The 16420-nt window shown below is 46.2% G+C and carries 17 protein-coding genes and 2 riboswitches; of the genes, 4 read left to right on the plus strand and 13 right to left on the minus strand.

Annotated features, from left to right (window positions below; genetic code table 11):
* Positions 1-2: 2 nt before the first annotated feature.
* The gene (locus AB4Z29_RS01345) at positions 3-428 is read left to right on the plus strand and encodes a hypothetical protein (protein WP_441941365.1); all 426 of its coding nucleotides are present in this window, start codon (positions 3-5) and stop codon (positions 426-428) included.
* A 46-nt stretch (positions 429-474) separates the two neighbouring features.
* A riboswitch (cyclic di-AMP (ydaO/yuaA leader) is annotated at positions 475-637 on the plus strand.
* Between the two features lie 5 nt (positions 638-642).
* Positions 643-1068 (plus strand): hypothetical protein, encoded by a 426-nt coding sequence (locus AB4Z29_RS01350; protein ID WP_441941366.1) that lies wholly within the window; start codon positions 643-645, stop codon positions 1066-1068.
* A 109-nt stretch (positions 1069-1177) separates the two neighbouring features.
* On the opposite strand, the gene AB4Z29_RS01355 is transcribed toward AB4Z29_RS01350, so the two are convergent.
* Positions 1178-2908, minus strand: coding sequence for a methyl-accepting chemotaxis protein (locus tag AB4Z29_RS01355; protein WP_441941367.1), 1731 nt, complete (start codon positions 2906-2908; stop codon positions 1178-1180).
* Positions 2889-4571, minus strand: a complete 1683-nt coding sequence (locus tag AB4Z29_RS01360) for a pyridoxal phosphate-dependent decarboxylase family protein (protein WP_441941368.1) — start codon at positions 4569-4571, stop codon at positions 2889-2891. The genes AB4Z29_RS01355 and AB4Z29_RS01360 overlap by 20 nt, the downstream gene beginning before the upstream one ends.
* A gap of 92 nt (positions 4572-4663) precedes the next feature.
* A riboswitch (cyclic di-GMP riboswitch) is annotated at positions 4664-4749 on the minus strand.
* A gap of 602 nt (positions 4750-5351) precedes the next feature.
* On the opposite strand from AB4Z29_RS01360, the gene AB4Z29_RS01365 reads away from it, so the two are divergent.
* Positions 5352-5723, plus strand: coding sequence for a hypothetical protein (locus AB4Z29_RS01365; protein ID WP_441941369.1), 372 nt, complete (start codon positions 5352-5354; stop codon positions 5721-5723).
* Positions 5724-5932: 209 nt separating this feature from the next.
* On the opposite strand, the gene kduD is transcribed toward AB4Z29_RS01365, so the two are convergent.
* From kduD to AB4Z29_RS01405, 8 genes are all read right to left on the minus strand, one after another.
* The gene (gene kduD / locus AB4Z29_RS01370) at positions 5933-6688 is read right to left on the minus strand and encodes a 2-dehydro-3-deoxy-D-gluconate 5-dehydrogenase KduD (protein WP_441941370.1); all 756 of its coding nucleotides are present in this window, start codon (positions 6686-6688) and stop codon (positions 5933-5935) included.
* A gap of 4 nt (positions 6689-6692) precedes the next feature.
* Positions 6693-7487, minus strand: coding sequence for a DeoR/GlpR family DNA-binding transcription regulator (locus AB4Z29_RS01375; protein ID WP_441941371.1), 795 nt, complete (start codon positions 7485-7487; stop codon positions 6693-6695).
* Between the two features lie 25 nt (positions 7488-7512).
* On the minus strand, positions 7513-8343 hold the full coding sequence (gene kduI, locus AB4Z29_RS01380; RefSeq protein WP_183567403.1) for a 5-dehydro-4-deoxy-D-glucuronate isomerase: 831 nt from the start codon (positions 8341-8343) through the stop codon (positions 7513-7515).
* Between the two features lie 269 nt (positions 8344-8612).
* Positions 8613-8876, minus strand: a complete 264-nt coding sequence (locus AB4Z29_RS01385; protein ID WP_441941372.1) for a hypothetical protein — start codon at positions 8874-8876, stop codon at positions 8613-8615.
* A gap of 120 nt (positions 8877-8996) precedes the next feature.
* The gene (locus AB4Z29_RS01390) at positions 8997-9548 is read right to left on the minus strand and encodes a histidine phosphatase family protein (RefSeq protein WP_441941373.1); all 552 of its coding nucleotides are present in this window, start codon (positions 9546-9548) and stop codon (positions 8997-8999) included.
* A 24-nt stretch (positions 9549-9572) separates the two neighbouring features.
* Complete coding sequence (locus tag AB4Z29_RS01395; protein ID WP_441941374.1) at positions 9573-10136, minus strand: hypothetical protein; 564 nt, start codon at positions 10134-10136, stop codon at positions 9573-9575.
* A 37-nt stretch (positions 10137-10173) separates the two neighbouring features.
* Complete coding sequence (locus AB4Z29_RS01400; protein WP_441941375.1) at positions 10174-10590, minus strand: hypothetical protein; 417 nt, start codon at positions 10588-10590, stop codon at positions 10174-10176.
* A gap of 96 nt (positions 10591-10686) precedes the next feature.
* Entirely contained in the window at positions 10687-11511 is an 825-nt protein-coding gene (locus tag AB4Z29_RS01405; RefSeq protein WP_441941376.1) for a DUF4362 domain-containing protein, read from the minus strand.
* A 153-nt stretch (positions 11512-11664) separates the two neighbouring features.
* Between AB4Z29_RS01405 and AB4Z29_RS01410 the strand changes: the two genes are divergently transcribed.
* Positions 11665-12147 (plus strand): NUDIX hydrolase, encoded by a 483-nt coding sequence (locus AB4Z29_RS01410; RefSeq protein ID WP_441941377.1) that lies wholly within the window; start codon positions 11665-11667, stop codon positions 12145-12147.
* Between the two features lie 175 nt (positions 12148-12322).
* Here the strand turns inward: AB4Z29_RS01410 and AB4Z29_RS01415 are convergent, their stop codons facing one another.
* The 3 genes from AB4Z29_RS01415 to AB4Z29_RS01425 are packed head-to-tail and all read right to left on the minus strand — an operon-like array spanning position 12323 to position 16320.
* The gene (locus AB4Z29_RS01415; protein WP_441941579.1) at positions 12323-14374 is read right to left on the minus strand and encodes an alpha-glucuronidase family glycosyl hydrolase; all 2052 of its coding nucleotides are present in this window, start codon (positions 14372-14374) and stop codon (positions 12323-12325) included.
* Positions 14375-14409: 35 nt separating this feature from the next.
* Entirely contained in the window at positions 14410-15348 is a 939-nt protein-coding gene (locus tag AB4Z29_RS01420; RefSeq protein WP_441941378.1) for a carbohydrate ABC transporter permease, read from the minus strand.
* A 15-nt stretch (positions 15349-15363) separates the two neighbouring features.
* The gene (locus AB4Z29_RS01425) at positions 15364-16320 is read right to left on the minus strand and encodes an ABC transporter permease (protein ID WP_376769692.1); all 957 of its coding nucleotides are present in this window, start codon (positions 16318-16320) and stop codon (positions 15364-15366) included.
* Positions 16321-16420: the final 100 nt, after the last annotated feature.

Raw genomic sequence — 16420 nt, forward strand, 5'->3', positions numbered from 1 at the left:
TCGTGACCATGCAAACCGCAACCCCTTTAGGAAAAACAGAAAAAAAAACGACCGTGCCTATAACCATTAAAAGAATCGAACTATTTGTCTTTCCCGTAATTGCACCCGAGCCTGGCTTTCGTGTGTGCCTGCGCCTTACAACAGGAGTAGGACATGATTGGGGCGAGTTATTCATTAAGAAATGTGAAAAGCCCAAGGATTGGGTTCGCTTCGGCAGCGTGCTGCTTCGGTTCATCGGTCCTTTTCAAATTGAAGATATGCTCTCAGAAAACCCGGATATATCCGTAAAAGACGAGCGCATTTATGCGTTGTTTTTATCCGCAGCTCAGCATAGCAAATGCCCTTCATATTTGGAAATGGACCATCATGATCACGTTGAGGAAGGATTGTTTTTCAATCAAGCCATATCCTATATTTCTTTGTTCTGATTGCATAAGATTTACAGAGCTGCAATTAAGGGGTATAATGAAGGGTACATTATTCACGCTGAATTTTTCGAATGAAAAAGCGGGGGAACCATCGCAAACGATTGCCAATCGTTTCGCAAGGGGTGAATCCAGGGATTTGTAACCCTGGTAGGGCATTCTCTCTAGCCCGAATCCGACAGCTAACCTCGTAAGCGAACAAAGGAGAGATTTATTTATGTTGACGAATTGTGAAAGTTATCTGCAACACTTTACGAAACAGACTCCTCATCTTTCCATTTCCCGCATCGAGATTTTTGTCATTCCTGCCATTGCCGTCGATTCTGCAGGCCATCGTATCTGTCTTCGTTTAACGAGCAATCAAGGCTTCGGCTGGAGCGAACTATTCGCCAGCGATACGGAAGCTGACATTGATTTGGAACGATGGAGCGACCTGCTTCAGAGCTTTATCGGCAGCATCCCGCTTCCACCTCTTAATCAGTACCACTATGACAAAACGGACCAAGATGGGCGTGCTTTCGACTTGTTCGTCAGTGCAGTCAACCATACACTTGCCCAGTCCGCCGAATCGGCCTCGAACAGCAGCAACCATGAAGAATCTGTTTTGCGTCAACGTTCTGTCTCCTACGTCTCTTTGGATTAACGAAAGGGTCAATTAGCAATAGAAAGTCCAGAACATTCAATCATGTTCTGGACTTTCTTGCGTTGCTATGTGATTTGGAGACCAGCTATTTCAAAATGACGCTAATCGGTTAATTGTCCAGCTTATATTGTTTGACTGAATCATTCAAATCAACGGACAGCGTAGATAGCTGTATAATGACAGCTGCAATTTCTTGCATGGAAGCGCTCTGCTGCTGCGCGGATGCAGCGACCTCTTCTGTTCCTGCAGCTTGTTCCTGCGTAATGCCGGAAATTTGCTGCATCGAGTCGGTTATTTTGACAAAAGAGTCATCTACCTTGCCTAATGCGCTAAACATATGATTCGTATGCTCTGTGAACGAGGATACACCGCCATAGATGCCTTTGAAATTCTCATATGTGCCTTGTATCCATGAATGCCCCTGTTCAACGGCCTTGCTTCCTTCCTCAATGCTCTTCATAACGAGCAAGCTGTTGGATTGGGTACTCGAAACAAGGTCGGTAACCGACAATGCGGCTTGAGCCGATTGTGAGGCCAGCTTCTTAACCTCGCCAGCAACCACGGCAAAGCCTCTTCCAACATCCCCTGCACGTGCCGCTTCAATCGAAGCATTCAAGGCGAGAAGGTTCGTTTGATTGGATATTTCAGATATAATATTGATGATCTCGCTTATCTCGTTGGAGCGTTTGCCTAATGTTGTGGCTGCTTCCTGAGACTCCTGCATCGCTTGCTTGATGACCATCATTTGCTGCAGCGTTCTTTCTACTAGATCCTGCCCTTGCTCGGATTGTACGTGTACCTCTGTTGCGATGTTCTGAATATCCTTCATACCGTTCGATACATCTTTAATTTCATTATCGATATGATTAATATTCGTATGGCTATCTGTAACGCTTTGAACAATATCATTAATGCCCTCAGACATCCGATTTGTTGAATCCGCAACCTGCTGTGCGTTATTTGTTGATTCATTGACCGATTGCTTCAGGTGTTGGCTTGTTTCCGAAATCAAATTCGAAGAAGCAATGACCTGCTGTATAAGTGTTTTAAGGCTCGCGATCATTAATCCAAACGATACCGACAATTTCCCGATCTCATCCTTGCTATGGATCGAAATCGCAGTTTTCATATCGCCTGCCGCAATCTTATCGGCTGCAAGCATTAGCTTTCTTAGCGGATTCGTTATGACTTTACCGATCACGGCCGCAATGATACTGCCGACAACAAGCACGATCAGTGAAATAATAATCGTAGTCAGGTTAGAGCTGGCTGTTGTTTTCGGTACAACTGAAGCATCCAGATCTATCCCAAGAATGCCATAGGTTACGCCAGAATTATCAGATACCGGAACGAATATGGATTTATGAGTACCGTACTCGTCCACATAAATAGGGCTTATCATTGATTTCTTTTCTGAAATCGCTTCTTTCATTTCATCCGTGAACGGGTACGGCGTTCCAAAATCATCCGGCACGCCTGATAGAATTAAAATCCGTTCATTGTCCCCAGTATTCGATAGAATGTAAATATTCTCAAGACTATGAATCTCTTGCAGCTTCTCAAGCTCTGTTTTGATTAACGCATAATTCGGATCTTCCGTTCCAGCCAGCTGCTTTCCTGAGCCAGGAATTGAAGCTAAGGCATTGCTCGCAATTTGAATATCGGTAATCAAGCGCTTATCGAATTGTTCCAGCAATTTCTCCGAAAGATTCTGCTGGGACATGTAACTGGAAACAGCAAAGGCTACACAAGTGATAACCTGCAAGAGCAGTATGCTTAATGCGATTTTTACAGCTAGATGCTCCTTATACCAATTGAAATTAAGTATAGACTTCTTCATGAGTGAACTCCCTTTTATTCATTCGATTATATTCTGAATAGGTTTCTTCGATTTTTCCTTTTAAATATTGGACGATGGAATGAACATCAGATACCTGCGTATACGGTGAAATAACGAACAGCTTGCTGGCATACAGCGCAATTCGCTTAGCATCTGTCGTTTGTACGTAAAGATGCTTTTTGGTATCGCCGAAGAACATTTCGCTCCGGTCTCTTCCCAGAATCTCAAATAAAATTTCATTTAATTTGTTTTCCCTGTCTACTTCCTCATAGCTGCAAGCACCGGCATATTCTTTTGGATAACCGTTCTGCCCATCCGAATATAACCGGAATAAGGTGATGATGCCCGGATTAAGCGGATTTACAATAATGGCTTCCGGTATTTCCAGCTTCAGCGCTTTTCGGAAAGCGACATTTACTTCAACGAATTGAGCCAGCAGCTTTTGATAGCCTTCAATGCCAAACGCGAGCAAAGCGCTGTATATGCTAATGGAGCTTCCCATTCTTGAGCATTCCAACGTGTAACTCGTATGATATTGCCCATATCCTCGGTGTCCAACATAAGGTGTCTCGTCTGGATCCAAATCCAGAAGCTTTAAATCAGAAGCATTTTTCACTAAAAACAAGCTCGTTGAATAAGGGGTTTGTCCGAGCTTTTGAAAGTCGAAGCAAAGCGAATCCGCTTTGTTCAAATGGATCATTTTGGCTTGAATGGTTTTGAGAGCCGCGAGCGCTTCTCCTTCAATGCCCAAAGGATTATTAGCAAAATCATAGCTGTTGAAGAAAGCGAAGAATCCGCCTAGAGCCGAGTCGGCATGAATGTGAGGCCGATTTATTCGGTGCTCCTGTGCTAAACGTTCTGTCATTCTATACACTTCATCAAGGCTATCGATCCCCATTGCATCTGTCGTGCCCGTAGTTGCAACGACATATATCGGAATGCCGCCTTTCGCAATAACCTGTTCCATTTTCGCTTTCAAATCATCAATATCCATAGAGCTGTCTTCATGCGTACGGATTTTGACTAAGTGATCGCTTCCGAGGCCCGTTGCTTCCATCGACTTATAAAGGCTGTAATGTGCGGCCTCCGAGCAGAAGGCATATAAGTTCTGAGGCACTCCGGACTTCGCGGCTGATGAGCTTGCTTTATTAATCGCCAGCCTGAGGCCTGTAAATATGGCGCCTTGGCCGCCCCAAGTTGTATATCCACCGCTTTCTGCCGTTTGATATCCGACAAGATCCGACATCATCGCAACAACCTTAACTTCGGCTTCTGCGCCTGCCGGCCCATACACATCCCATAAATTATTGCCATTCACCATAAATGCGGCAAGCATGCCGAGTATGCCCGGGGTACTGGCCATAGGCAAAATATTGGTTAGAAAATATTTGGTATGATAAGGATGTGCGTGCAGCAAGGAAAGAAGCTCTTTGTTAACCTCTTCCAGCGGGCTTCCGTTATGGGGAATTCGGCTAACATCCGCCAGCTCCTTGTAAAATAGCGGACCTCTATCTTTTTCCCCCTTCAGGAACACGGAATTCGGATCTTTAAGCTCATCGACGCCATTCACGATCTGCCCCATTAATTCCAACATTTGATTCCGTTGAGCTGCGTTGCCATCATCACTTGGAAATAAACGACGAATATCTGATTGATTATGCATAACGTTATGACCTCTCTCCACCATTTGAATTTATCTCTCTGAATAAAAAAAGGCATACCTATATTTTCTCATAGGTATGCCTTTGCTTAATACTTCGCAACTGGCTGACATTTCTTTTTAAGAAGTAGTCCCTATAGCTTTGCGCCACCATCTTTCGATGGATTTGCCCGTATGAAATTTGGAGGAATTTGTACTTTAATTAGAAATCATTTACAGCTACTAGGAACATTCTACTATTTCATATTTCTAAGATCAATATGTTTTTAAATATATAAGTCTAAAGTAATAGCCATTTTGCCAAGAATTTATCTTTTCGTCACAATTGATAGGATAATATACGGCTTTTTGACGTATTTTCAGTCGGATCCGTCTATTTATTTTCAAAAAAAACATATGTATACCGATAAAAAAGCGCATAAAAAAGAAGAGTATTATCCAATGTCATTAAGTTAAGCTCAAAGATAAGATCGGGAATAAAAATGGAATCCGAAACGGCATGGGAAAAAGTGGCAGAGAAATTTCCTGAAGAGATTGAGGAAATGAACGTGCATGGCTTGCTGAATAGGGCGCTTCGAAGGCTATCGGATTGCATGTCATGGGATACGGTGCAAGAGGATGTATCATTTTTAAATGGAGAATGGAGACGCTTTTGTCCCGCCACAAAACATCATCCAAATCTATATGGCCGGATCGTATAGCACACTTAACGAAATTTGATTCTATAGTATCTTTCGCACTAATCGCCAATCCTTCACAATATTGTATGGGAGTTGATTTTATATGATTTTGAGGAGACCTTGGAAAGTCGCGGTATTCGGAATTATTGGAATCGTTGTACTTATCGTTATATTCGCTGCTGCCTATATCAATAATATTGGATTCCATAAAATTAAGCTCATGTACACTTTAGGCACAACAGATAAGCAAATAGTCTTGATGGACGAGAAAGGGAATTATTTAACGGAGGATCGTTCCGTTGGGCTTCTTCTTAAAGAACGAATGAGTAGCAAGGGCTGGACCTATGTCAGGCAAGAAGGCGCTAATTATTTTTTTGAAAAGGGAAATGAATCAACCATCGTTACCATGCGGCAATGGAATCATAACTATGTCATTTATCACGTTAAAGACAACCTCGTCAATATAGCGGACTAGTACGTAATTATGTTGTAATTGTTTGATAAACAAGGGGCTGTCCAATACGTCCCCAAAATAAAAAGTTGGACGGAAAAACGCAATGTTTTCCGTCCAACTTTTTTTGTGCGAATGCTTTTGCAGAAAGGTAGCTAGGCGGATGCCTGCCACCTTCAAAAGATTGTGGGCCTATAGTTGCCGTAGGGAGAGCCTTATTATTAACGCTTAGCTTATCTAACCAGCCATCCGCCATCCACCGCTAGAACATGGCCGTTCATATAATCGGATGCCGCTGACGCTAGAAATACTGCTGGACCGATTAAATCCTCTGAAGTACCCCAGCGTCCAGCCGGAATACGCTGCAGGATTTGAGCGCTGCGAACCGGGTCTTCGCGAAGCGCCTCGGTGTTATCCGTGCTCATGTAGCCTGGGGCGATTGCGTTAACCTGCAAGCCCTTGCTCGCCCACTCGCTCGCCAGCGCCTTCGTTAGCCCTGCTACCGCATGCTTGCTTGATGTATAGCCAGGCACATTAATGCCGCCTTGATAGGACAGCATCGAAGCGATATTAATGATTTTGCCGGAGCCTTGCTCGATCATTTTTTTTCCAGCAAGCTGCGATAAAACAAATACCGAATTTAAATTGACGTCGAGTACCGCCTGCCAATCCTCATAGCTGTGCTCCGCAGCAGGCGTCCGGCGAATAATGCCAGCGTTATTCACTAGGATATCGATTCTGCCCAGCTCGTCCACTGTCCGCTCAATAATGCCAGCAAGCTTGGTACGGTCAGAAATATCCGCCTGAATCGTAATCGCTTTCCGCCCCAAAGCTCTAATTGCTTCCGCCGCTTTGTCGGCAGGCGTGCTGTTAGTCACAAGCGCTACGTCAGCGCCTGCCTCCGCCAATCCAAGTGCAATAGCTGCTCCGAGGCCGCGTCCCGCTCCCGTAACGACTGCCGTTTTTCCGCTCAAATCAAACAAACCCATCGGTTCATGTCCTCCCTTTTGCACGCTTTCCGCTCTCTGGAAGCGGCGCCTTCATCATTTGTATCTGAAGGGCCTCATATTTGGCTGCAACCTCGGGCGAGATCCCCTCATCTGTGATGATGCAATCAATCTCGCCTAGGCCAGCAAATGTTATCAAGGCGCCTTTATCGAATTTGCTATGGTCAGCCAGGCAATAAACGGTCTTCGCATTGTCCATGTACAGCTTCTTCAGCTTTGACAATTCCTCTGTAAATATCGTCAAGCCATATTCCAGATGAATGCCTGTCGTCGAAAGAAACAGCTTATGAACATTGAGCCTTTTAATCCATTCCTGGGACTCCGCTCCGATCAGCAGATTGTTGTGACGGTAGCCGCCGGGAATGACCAATCTCACCTGATCCTTTAAGGTCAGCTCGCGGATAATAAGCAGGTCATTCGTCAGCACGGTAACGGGCACATTCGGGAGCTTCTTGGCCATCTCAAGCGTCGTGCTTCCCGCATCAAGGGCAATGATATCATTCTCCTCGATACAAGAGAGGGCAAGCGCCGCAATGGCGGACTTCTCCTGCTGGTGCTTACTGTTAGGAAATTGGAGCGGATAGAGGCTGTCCTCGCCCTCTTGCTCCACCACGGCCCCGCCATGCGTACGTTTGAGCAGCCCCTTCTCCTCCAGCTTCTCCAGATCTTCCCGAACCGTTTTTTCCGTCACGCCAAATTGCTCGCTCAGCTCAGATACTTTCACTGCGCCAAGCTGCTCTAGTTTCTCTATAATTTTCCGATGCCGTTCAGCAGCAAGCATGGTGCACCTCCTGTAGCGAATGCTTCTATTTTAGCTCGCTTGCAGGCACGGCGTCCATGTCTGTAAATGTATAATTCTCGCCTGCCATCGACCAGCAGAACGTGTAATTGCTTGTTCCTACGCCTGAATGGATAGACCATGGAGGAGAAATGATCGCTTGCTCATTCGCTACGACCAGATGTCTCGTCTGCGAAGGCTCGCCCATCATATGGAATACGCGTGCATCGTCGTTCATATCGAAGTATAAGTAAGCTTCCATGCGGCGATCATGCACATGTGAAGGCATCGTGTTCCACACGCTTCCCGTTTTGAGGCTTGTTACGCCAAGCATCAACTGACAGCTTTGGATGCCGTCTGCGTGGATGTATTTGTACAGCACGCGCTCATTCGACGTTTCTTGTGAGCCAAGATGAGTCGGATTCGCTTCCTCCATCGTCATTTTGCGTGTTGCAATCTCAGCGTGTGCGAGCGCCGAACAGAAGTACAGCTTGGCTGGGTTTGCTTTGTCCACGCTTGAAAGCAGCACTTGGCGCTTGCCTTTCCCGACGTAAAGAACTTCCAGCTTGCTCAGCTCGTAAACCTCACCGTCCACGGAAATCGAAGCCGGGCCGCCAATGTTCAGAAATCCAATCTCACGGCGCTCCAAAAAATATTCCGTTTTCAGCGTTGCCGCATCCTCAAGCTCCAGCGTCTCATTCACAGGTGTTGCTCCGCCAACGATCATGCGATCATAATGCGTATATGTCATCTTGATTTGATCCTGTACAAACAGGCTCTCGATCAAAAATTCGCTGCGCAGTCGTTCCGTATCATATTGCTTCACATCGGTAGGGTTTGTTGTGTGGCGTACTTCCATTGGATAAAAGCCTCCTATAGTTTTATTGTGCAGCCGCTTACATCCAGCCGCACTGACGTTTGTTTATGTTCGTTTTTATAATATCACACAATTACAAACATAAACAGTACTGAATTGAAACTTGCATGATTTCGATTGGAAGCGATTTGAAACTCTATATAAAAGGCGGCCCATGCTGCGGGCCGCCTTTTATCCGATTTTTGTATTTTTGCTAAGTTACATCAATAGGAGAAGTGAGTCCCTCTATTGCTTTAAGCCAGGAATATGGGTTACCAGGTAAGCCATCCGCCCGTATGCTTATATCCATTCAGAAGCTCATACTTTTCATTGCGCATTAAATGCTTCATTTGCGTCCTATATAGGCGAGAATAAGCTCTCCTTGCCCCGGTGCATTCTTTGCCAAAATGAACACTTTTAATGCCCTTACGATAATCCTTGGTTTTGCTGGCCCTTGGATTCTTGTGCTTCTTCTCACCAATCTGCTGCGTGCTTTGCTCGGCTTCCCATACCAATATGTCTTCTCTTGCGAACATCTTCATCCCCGTCGTACCGGGTTAGATTATGGCATTCAGCCATTATACCGATACAACTAATAGAAGAAGAACTTAGGATTGAACATGCTTATCACCTCTATGTCTTATTTATTGTACCAGCTAACTCCATATCCTTTTTACCTCTATCAGCTTTTCACCCTCGAAGGAAAGCTTGTATATATCCGGCATTGCAAGCTGTTTCCAAAATTCAAAACCATAACTACCTTCGAAAGCATTCATAATTAAAACAAGCAAATTTCCGTGCGTTCCAATGACGACATTTTTTCCGGGATAGCTGCTCAGCACCCGAAGCGTCGCTTCCACACCGCGTTTCTGTGCTACTACATTCGATTCCCCGCCATCCCATGCAAAGCTCGTATCCTCCCATACCCTCTCGATTGCTGCTTGAAAATGGTCTACCGGCATGCCCGATAACAACCTTTCCCTAAAGCCCTCTATAATTAATATCTGTCCCCCTGTATATGCAGCAATCCCTTCAACGGTCTGAACTGCCCGTTTATACGGACTGGATATGACATATTCGATTGAGAGATCCATTAGAAGCTCCGTTACCTTTTTTGCATCATTCAAACCTTTAGTGGACAAAGGCCTGTTTAGTTCATCCGGCGTATAGAGCGAATGCGCATGCCTTACAAAATAAAGATTCGTCATAGGTTTCGCGGGCTCCTCCTCATGTTACTTCACCGTAATCGTTGCATGTACAGAACCGCGATAATAGCTGTCTACAACCTTTTCGTCTAAGGAGAAATCGGCATTCGCAGCAATGAGATAGGTTCCGCTTGGCAGCAGCAGGTCCTTCTCCTCGTAAAAGGATCTCCAAAAGCTCGCGTTGGGATCATCATTCGAATAACCGCCGCTTTTTTGGAAAGGAAAAAGATGCTTTTCGCCCTTTTTCAGCACAGTTGGACTAAGCTCAGTCGTATTAGCGCCTTCCATTTCAATCCTTTGGCCATCCGTTAAATAAAATACGATGTAGCTGCTTGGTCCCCAAATCGTAATCGAATCTTGAGCGCCGACATATGTCATGCTAACCGAGCACTCGATAGGTTCGCCCTTTGCGAAGGCAGTCTTCTCGATGTTCAAAGTCATTTCGAATAGCTCGTCTTTGTGCTGGAGCTTCGGTTCAGCCAGCTTGTGGGCTAGATCAGCGTCAATCTCATTCACGTTCCCGCCTTCTCCCTTATGTGCTCCGCAGGAAGTTAAAATGATCATGATAGCGATTAATAAAAGACGTTTCATCGTATTCCTCCTTTTTTTGCGCGAGCGGCTCGAATGGTTACTTTATGAACGATAGCACATGCTCCTTTACTTCAATCTTCTGTTCTTCTGTTAGCTTTATGGAATGATGTTCGTCAGAAACAAGCTCCGGAACGAGTATGGTTGAAGGGTTATCGAGCTTCGTTACGCGCTCGTCGCCATCAGTCGACATGAAGATATCCGACCTGCTCCCGTCAGCTAGCGTGATTTCAGATTTAACAAAGTTTCCATCTATGTCGTAATGATCCTCAATCATTTTGATTTCGGACTTCACGTGTTTCTCTCCTTCGACAACAATAGTAATGGCATTTACCTTTTTATAGCCCGTTCTCTCGAAAAAGCCCTCAGCATTCTGCTCGCTCATTTCTGTGGCAAAAGCCTCAATATGCTCGATTTTCTCCGATTTACCGCAGCCATTTAACACAACGACAATCATGCATAGAAGAATCCATTTTATGAAAATTGAATAGCTGATTGTTTTCCTTTTACTGATCAAACGACCAATCCTCTCATTTGAGTTACTTTCACACAATCAGGGTATGCGCATGCTGAAAGTCGGTTGCTCCGCTTCCTTCCCGCTGAATCCGGATAATGTATATTTCTTTCCTTCATCTGTTTTATTTGTCGCGATTCCGCTGCAGAAAGAAAGCTGCTTCATTTGGTTTTCATACGCATCATGCGTGCTATCAAAGGTATAAGCTATATTTTGACCATCAAAAATAAGATCTTGAAAGATCGCTCCGCCTTCTATCGTATAGGAAGTGACATGAATTTCATCTGCTGTTTTGCTTTTCACATTTCCCAGAAATTCCTCCCAAACGTCTACGTTATGCCATTTGGCCAACGCATTCACGACATCCCCGTTTTTCACCGCAAGCTCTACTCCATAAGTAATACCGAAAATGATCTCTTTCAGCTTTTCCGTATCGGCAGAAGATATCGTATAGCCGGTCCCGGTATCACTCACCTCGGTGTACATGCTTGTTTTCATCACCGGGTCCAGCCACAGATGAACCGCGCGCTGCGAACCTTCATGCTCAATGATGATGTCATAATCCGGTGTTCTAACATCGAGCATTCCTTCTATTTTGTTCGCGCCTTGAAGGGCTTCTATGACTAACATTATTTCGTCCGATTGCTTGAGAATACCATATACATCAGAATTCACTGTGCCAAATTGCAACGATCTACTAACCGTCACCTGTTCAGCAAGTGTATCTCCTGGTTGATATTGCTGCTTAAGCTCGTGAGGAACGACGTTATTGGAGGCGGGCTGCTTCAAAGAAAACGTACAGCCTGCCATTACAAATGCAAACGCAACTACTGCGACAGCGATGGTTGCCTTATCCCTTTTCATATCTACACCTCACAATTACAAACGTTTACAAATTTGTAAAGGTTGCATTTGAGAGTGTAGCAATCTGCCGCTTCAATGAAGCCATTCAAAATGATATGATAGGTATGATTTTCTATATATTTATCCCCATAATCGTTATTGGAGGTTACATGCATGCCCATGCCAACGCATATTGTAGCAGCAGGCGGATTCGTAGAAAACGAACACGGACAGATTCTACTGGTGAAAACAGAACATGACGGATGGGTTTTCCCGGGCGGACAGGTAGAAGCAGGCGAGAATGTAATCGACGCATTAATCCGGGAAATAAAAGAGGAAAGCGGAATCGATGCTGCTATTTCATGTTTAATTGGCATTTATTCGAATACAGGAACCTATAAGTGGCATGACGGTGTGACTGACGTTCCAACGAAGGTCATGATGGACTTTTCATGCAAGGCAGAAGGCGGGCAGCTAGCTGTATCGGAGGAAACGTCAGAAAGCGGGTGGTTCGACAAGGCAGATGTGCTGGCATTCATCACTTCTCCGGCGATCCGTACCCGTTACCAGGCCTATCTGGATTTTAATGGAAGCATCTGCTATATGGACTATATCACCAAGCCTGATTTTGAGATTAAGCTTAATCGGACCTTATGAAAATACCCAACTTACGCAAACGAAATTAGTGCAAATAAAGATATGCAAAAAAAACCGCTATCTGTGAAGTGGCCCCCTAAAGTTAGATACCATCTACCTTTTGGAGGTGCAGTTCACAGCATAGCGGTTTTATTATATAGATTGTTCACCATGTTGTGTTCAACGAATCTAACAGCTAATAGATCACTCGCCCGCCCGCGTCCGGAATACCCGATTTGCGGTAGAAATACGTATTGATCACGTCGCGCCAATGCTTGGCATGCTCCGCTTGTTGATCCAACCGCTCCGCAACGTGGACAAAGCTTGTTGCATCGATTTTGCCTTCCAATTCAGCCCACTGCTGCCGCAAGCATTCCGCTTCTTCCGCACCGCCGAAATGCGTATCATAAATATGCTGAATGACCGTTTTTCCGGATTGCAGCACATGCGTATACGGTACATGATGGAAAAAAAGCAATAGCTCATCCGGGCAGGTAGCCGCATTCTCATAGAGAGATGCATTCGGCTCGCTATACTGCGAAGCATACCCTGTTCCACTTGCTTGCGTTCGATCTACGCCGATGCCCTCCCGATCCGCGAAATGATAGGTTCCCCATCTCGAATACTCATAACCGTCTACGTCTGGTCCGTAATGATGATTAGGCGCAACCATCCAGCCGACGCCAAGCGGCGCCGTATAGGCTTCATATATAGGCCATGACTTCATCAGCATGCTGATGACCGCGGTTGTTACCGCAGGATCGTTCCCGAACGTGGCCGCAGCCCATTCCAATGCAATCTGCTCAGCGGTCAGCTCCGGATTCCATACAAGCCTGCCATACCCGTACAAATTCGCCTGCGCGAGAATATGACCGGTCCAGCTTGCATCATCCCCTATATTCGATACGGCAGCTATTCCGCTATGTACCGTGCCGTACAATGAACCGTCCACAATCCGTTTGACCTGCGAGCCTTCCCCTTGCGCATACGAATCGAAATCCAGTACCTGCTTCCACTGCGGCACGAGGTAGCATAGATGGCGCTGCTGGCCGGTATATTCCTGCGTAATTTGAAACTCAACCATCTGGTTGGTTTCCTTGAGCGCGCCTATCAAAGGAGACACGGGCTCCCGTACTTGGAAATCCATGGGGCCGTTTTTGATCTGCAGCAGCACATTGCTTCTCAACCTGCCATCCAGCGGCTTGAAGTGATCAAACGCCGCGCGTGCGCGATCCGTCTTCCTGTCCCGCCAATCCTGCATGCAGTCATAAACGAAGCATCTCCATATGACGAGTCCGCTATAATCGGCAAGCGCATCCGCAAGCATGTTCGCTCCGTCCGCATGATCACGCCCGTATGTGAAGGGGCCGGGACGGTGCTCGGAGTCCGCCTTCACTACGAATCCTCCAAAATCGGGAATATGGGAATAAATGCGTGCAGCCGTATCCTTCCACCAGCTTTGCACGCCTTCATCAAGCGGGTCTGCTGTATTCCGTTCGCCTAATTGCAGAGGAGCAGCGAAATTAACGCTTAGGAACAACGAAATTCCGAATGCCCGGAAAAGATCAGCAAGGCGCGCTACTTCCGGGAGTTGCTCCTCCGTGATGAACCGGGTCTCCAGCTCGTGTACATTCACATTATTGACGGAAATGGCATTCAGCCCGATGGAAGCGAGCAGCCGCGCGTAATCCCGAATTCGCCCCAAGTCGCTTGCAATGCGGCCGTTTCCATAAAAAATAGATTTGCCAGCATATCCTCTCTCAACGGTGCCGTCGGCATTATCCCATTGATTCATCATGCGCAGCTCATTGACAGGTGACTCTTTGGCATTCAGCTCGGCTGCCTGCTTACCGGAAGCGATCATTCGCAGCAGATGGAATACCCCATACAAGATGCCTCTGTCGGAACCTCCAGTCAGATGTATAGCCGCCTGTCCATTCGCACCTTGCAGATACTGAATCTCGAATCCTTCCTCACGCTGCCTCCGCTCTCCCTGAGTTTTAGCTTCAGAAGATAGGCGGATATGGAGCCCGCCTACGTTCTCTTCTTCCGATCGGTTCGGTGAGCCTTCCTTCAGGCTCACCGAAATGCCGAGCAATGCCTGAATACCCTGCTGCAGCTCTTTTAAAGCTGTTTGCAAGACCAAGGTCGGCTCGCATTCAACCGATACCTGCCCGAGGAGAGAGGCATATGCTTCTCTCCTTTCTTCATCTTCAATCAGCTGAACATTCAGCCATGCTTTATACATGGAAAGATTCACGTTTGTTTATGCCTCCTCAGGCGTTATCCTTTCACGCCGCCAACCGTCATCCCTTTTACGAAATATTTCTGCAGGAACGGATACACCATAATGATCGGTAGCGACGCTACAATAGTCATTGTTGCCCGAATAGCGAACGGCGTTACCGTATTGGCCCCAGAATTGCCCGCATTGGCGAATGCATCGCCAGCAGATTTGGTCGTTAAGGACGCATTGGAATTTTGAAGGATTTTCTGAAGCTCATACTGCAATGTGCTCAAATCAATGTTCGACGAGTTGTAGAGGAATACGTCAAACCATTGATTCCATTGATAGACGGCCGAGAACAAAGCTACGGTGGCAAGCACAGGAACGCACAGCGGCAGCACGATGCTGTAGAACATTTTGAAATCGCCTGCCCCGTCAATTCTTGCCGACTCCAATATGCTCTCCGGCAGCCCTTCGATAAAGGAGCGGATGATAATTAAATTGAACACGCCGATCAGGCCTGGAAAGATGTAGACCCAGAAATTGTCGAGCAAACCTAAATCACGGATTAATAAAAAGTTCGGAATAAGGCCGCCGTTGAAATACATGGTCAGTATAAAGGCTATCGTCACGAACTTACGAAGCACGAATTCTTGCCGGGTAATCGTATACGCGACCATTGCCGAGCAAAATACAGTAGCAATCGTCCCAATGACTGTGCGCAGAATGGAAATAAGCGTCGCATGGAAAATCGTTGATTCCTTCATGACGTAGGCATAGTTGTCGAGTGTCCACATCCGAGGAAGCAAATAGATGCCCCCTTTGATCGAATCGGTCGCGTTATTCAGCGATACGGCAGCCGTATTCAAGAATGGGTACAGGGTTACAACCATCAGCAAGGTGAGAAAAATATAATTGCAAATATCGAAGATACGATCGCCGCGCGACGAACGAATCTGGCTTGGCTTTGTGGGCACCGCTTCAGAATGATTCATGACGCACCCCTTCCTCTAGAATAGTCTGGACTCGCCCATTCGCTTCGCAAGATTGTTGGCCGCGAATAAGAGAATGAAGCTGATGATTGTTTTGAACATGCCAGCCGCAATGGATAACGAATAATTGCCTTGTGCAATTCCGTATTTCAGTACAAATATGTCAAGGTTCTCTGAAAAGTCGACATTCATGCCATTACCCAGCAAATACTGCGGCTCGAAGCCCGACTCCAGCAAATACCCGATATTCATAATTAGCAATACGATAATAACCGGTTTAATACCTGGCAGCGTTACATACCACATCCGTTTGATCCGACCTGCCCCGTCCATCTCCGCCGCTTCGTATTGCGCAGGGTCGATCATCGTCATGGCTGCCAAATAGACAATCGTATTCCAACCTACGTCTTTCCACACGGAGCTTGCGCCGAATATATTCCAGAATTGCTCCGGAATGCCGAGGAACAGGATTTCCTCACCCTTCTCTACGAAGCCCATCCACAACAGCAATTGATTGATAATGCCATCTGGCGATAACGTGGTCTGAATAATGCTGGCCGCAACAACCCATGAAATGAAATGCGGCAAATAGCTGACCGTTTGTACAATTCGCTTGAAAGCTACCTTACGTACCTCGTTAAGCAGCAAGGCAAGTGTTATGGCTGTCACGAAGCCAAGAACGAGATTGATTCCGCTCATTGCAAGCGTATTGCGAAGAACGCGAATGAAACGCTCATCCTGGAATAGAAACTTAAAATGCTCGAATCCCGCCCACGTCTGTTCGCCGAAGCTTCTCGCTGGCTTATAATCCTGGAAGGCGATGGTCCACCCCCAAAGAGGCATGTATTTAAAAATGAACAGCCAAACCAAAAACGGTACAGACATAAGTACGAGCACACGCTGCTCGACAAGCTTTATCGCAAAACGCTTCAGTCCTGACGGCTTCTTGGGCAACATCAGAGGTGACGCTGGCATCGTAGGTTTATGTTCCATCTATTCTCTCTCCTTCCGGACTGAATGAGGCTAGAGCAGCAGAAAGGCCAGCTCCTTAAGCTGAAAACCGGCCTTTCGCTCT

The sequence above is a fragment of the Paenibacillus sp. 2TAB23 genome (assembly GCF_052115165.1).
Lineage (GTDB): Bacteria > Bacillota > Bacilli > Paenibacillales > Paenibacillaceae > Pristimantibacillus.

What these genes read in the sequence shown, in the direction of transcription:
- AB4Z29_RS01350 (WP_441941366.1), top strand. Translation starts at nt 643, where the DNA reads ATGTTGACGAATTGTGAAAGTTATCTGCAACACTTTACGAAACAGACT.
- AB4Z29_RS01355 (WP_441941367.1), bottom strand. Translation starts at nt 2,908, where the DNA reads ATGAAGAAGTCTATACTTAATTTCAATTGGTATAAGGAGCATCTAGCT.
- AB4Z29_RS01360 (WP_441941368.1), bottom strand. Translation starts at nt 4,571, where the DNA reads ATGCATAATCAATCAGATATTCGTCGTTTATTTCCAAGTGATGATGGC.
- AB4Z29_RS01365 (WP_441941369.1), top strand. Translation starts at nt 5,352, where the DNA reads ATGATTTTGAGGAGACCTTGGAAAGTCGCGGTATTCGGAATTATTGGA.
- kduD (WP_441941370.1), bottom strand. Translation starts at nt 6,688, where the DNA reads ATGGGTTTGTTTGATTTGAGCGGAAAAACGGCAGTCGTTACGGGAGCG.
- AB4Z29_RS01375 (WP_441941371.1), bottom strand. Translation starts at nt 7,487, where the DNA reads ATGCTTGCTGCTGAACGGCATCGGAAAATTATAGAGAAACTAGAGCAG.
- kduI (WP_183567403.1), bottom strand. Translation starts at nt 8,343, where the DNA reads ATGGAAGTACGCCACACAACAAACCCTACCGATGTGAAGCAATATGAT.
- AB4Z29_RS01385 (WP_441941372.1), bottom strand. Translation starts at nt 8,876, where the DNA reads ATGTTCGCAAGAGAAGACATATTGGTATGGGAAGCCGAGCAAAGCACG.
- AB4Z29_RS01390 (WP_441941373.1), bottom strand. Translation starts at nt 9,548, where the DNA reads ATGACGAATCTTTATTTTGTAAGGCATGCGCATTCGCTCTATACGCCG.
- AB4Z29_RS01395 (WP_441941374.1), bottom strand. Translation starts at nt 10,136, where the DNA reads ATGAAACGTCTTTTATTAATCGCTATCATGATCATTTTAACTTCCTGC.
- AB4Z29_RS01400 (WP_441941375.1), bottom strand. Translation starts at nt 10,590, where the DNA reads ATGATTGTCGTTGTGTTAAATGGCTGCGGTAAATCGGAGAAAATCGAG.
- AB4Z29_RS01405 (WP_441941376.1), bottom strand. Translation starts at nt 11,511, where the DNA reads ATGAAAAGGGATAAGGCAACCATCGCTGTCGCAGTAGTTGCGTTTGCA.
- AB4Z29_RS01410 (WP_441941377.1), top strand. Translation starts at nt 11,665, where the DNA reads ATGCCCATGCCAACGCATATTGTAGCAGCAGGCGGATTCGTAGAAAAC.
- AB4Z29_RS01415 (WP_441941579.1), bottom strand. Translation starts at nt 14,374, where the DNA reads ATGTATAAAGCATGGCTGAATGTTCAGCTGATTGAAGATGAAGAAAGG.
- AB4Z29_RS01420 (WP_441941378.1), bottom strand. Translation starts at nt 15,348, where the DNA reads ATGAATCATTCTGAAGCGGTGCCCACAAAGCCAAGCCAGATTCGTTCG.
- AB4Z29_RS01425 (WP_376769692.1), bottom strand. Translation starts at nt 16,320, where the DNA reads ATGCCAGCGTCACCTCTGATGTTGCCCAAGAAGCCGTCAGGACTGAAG.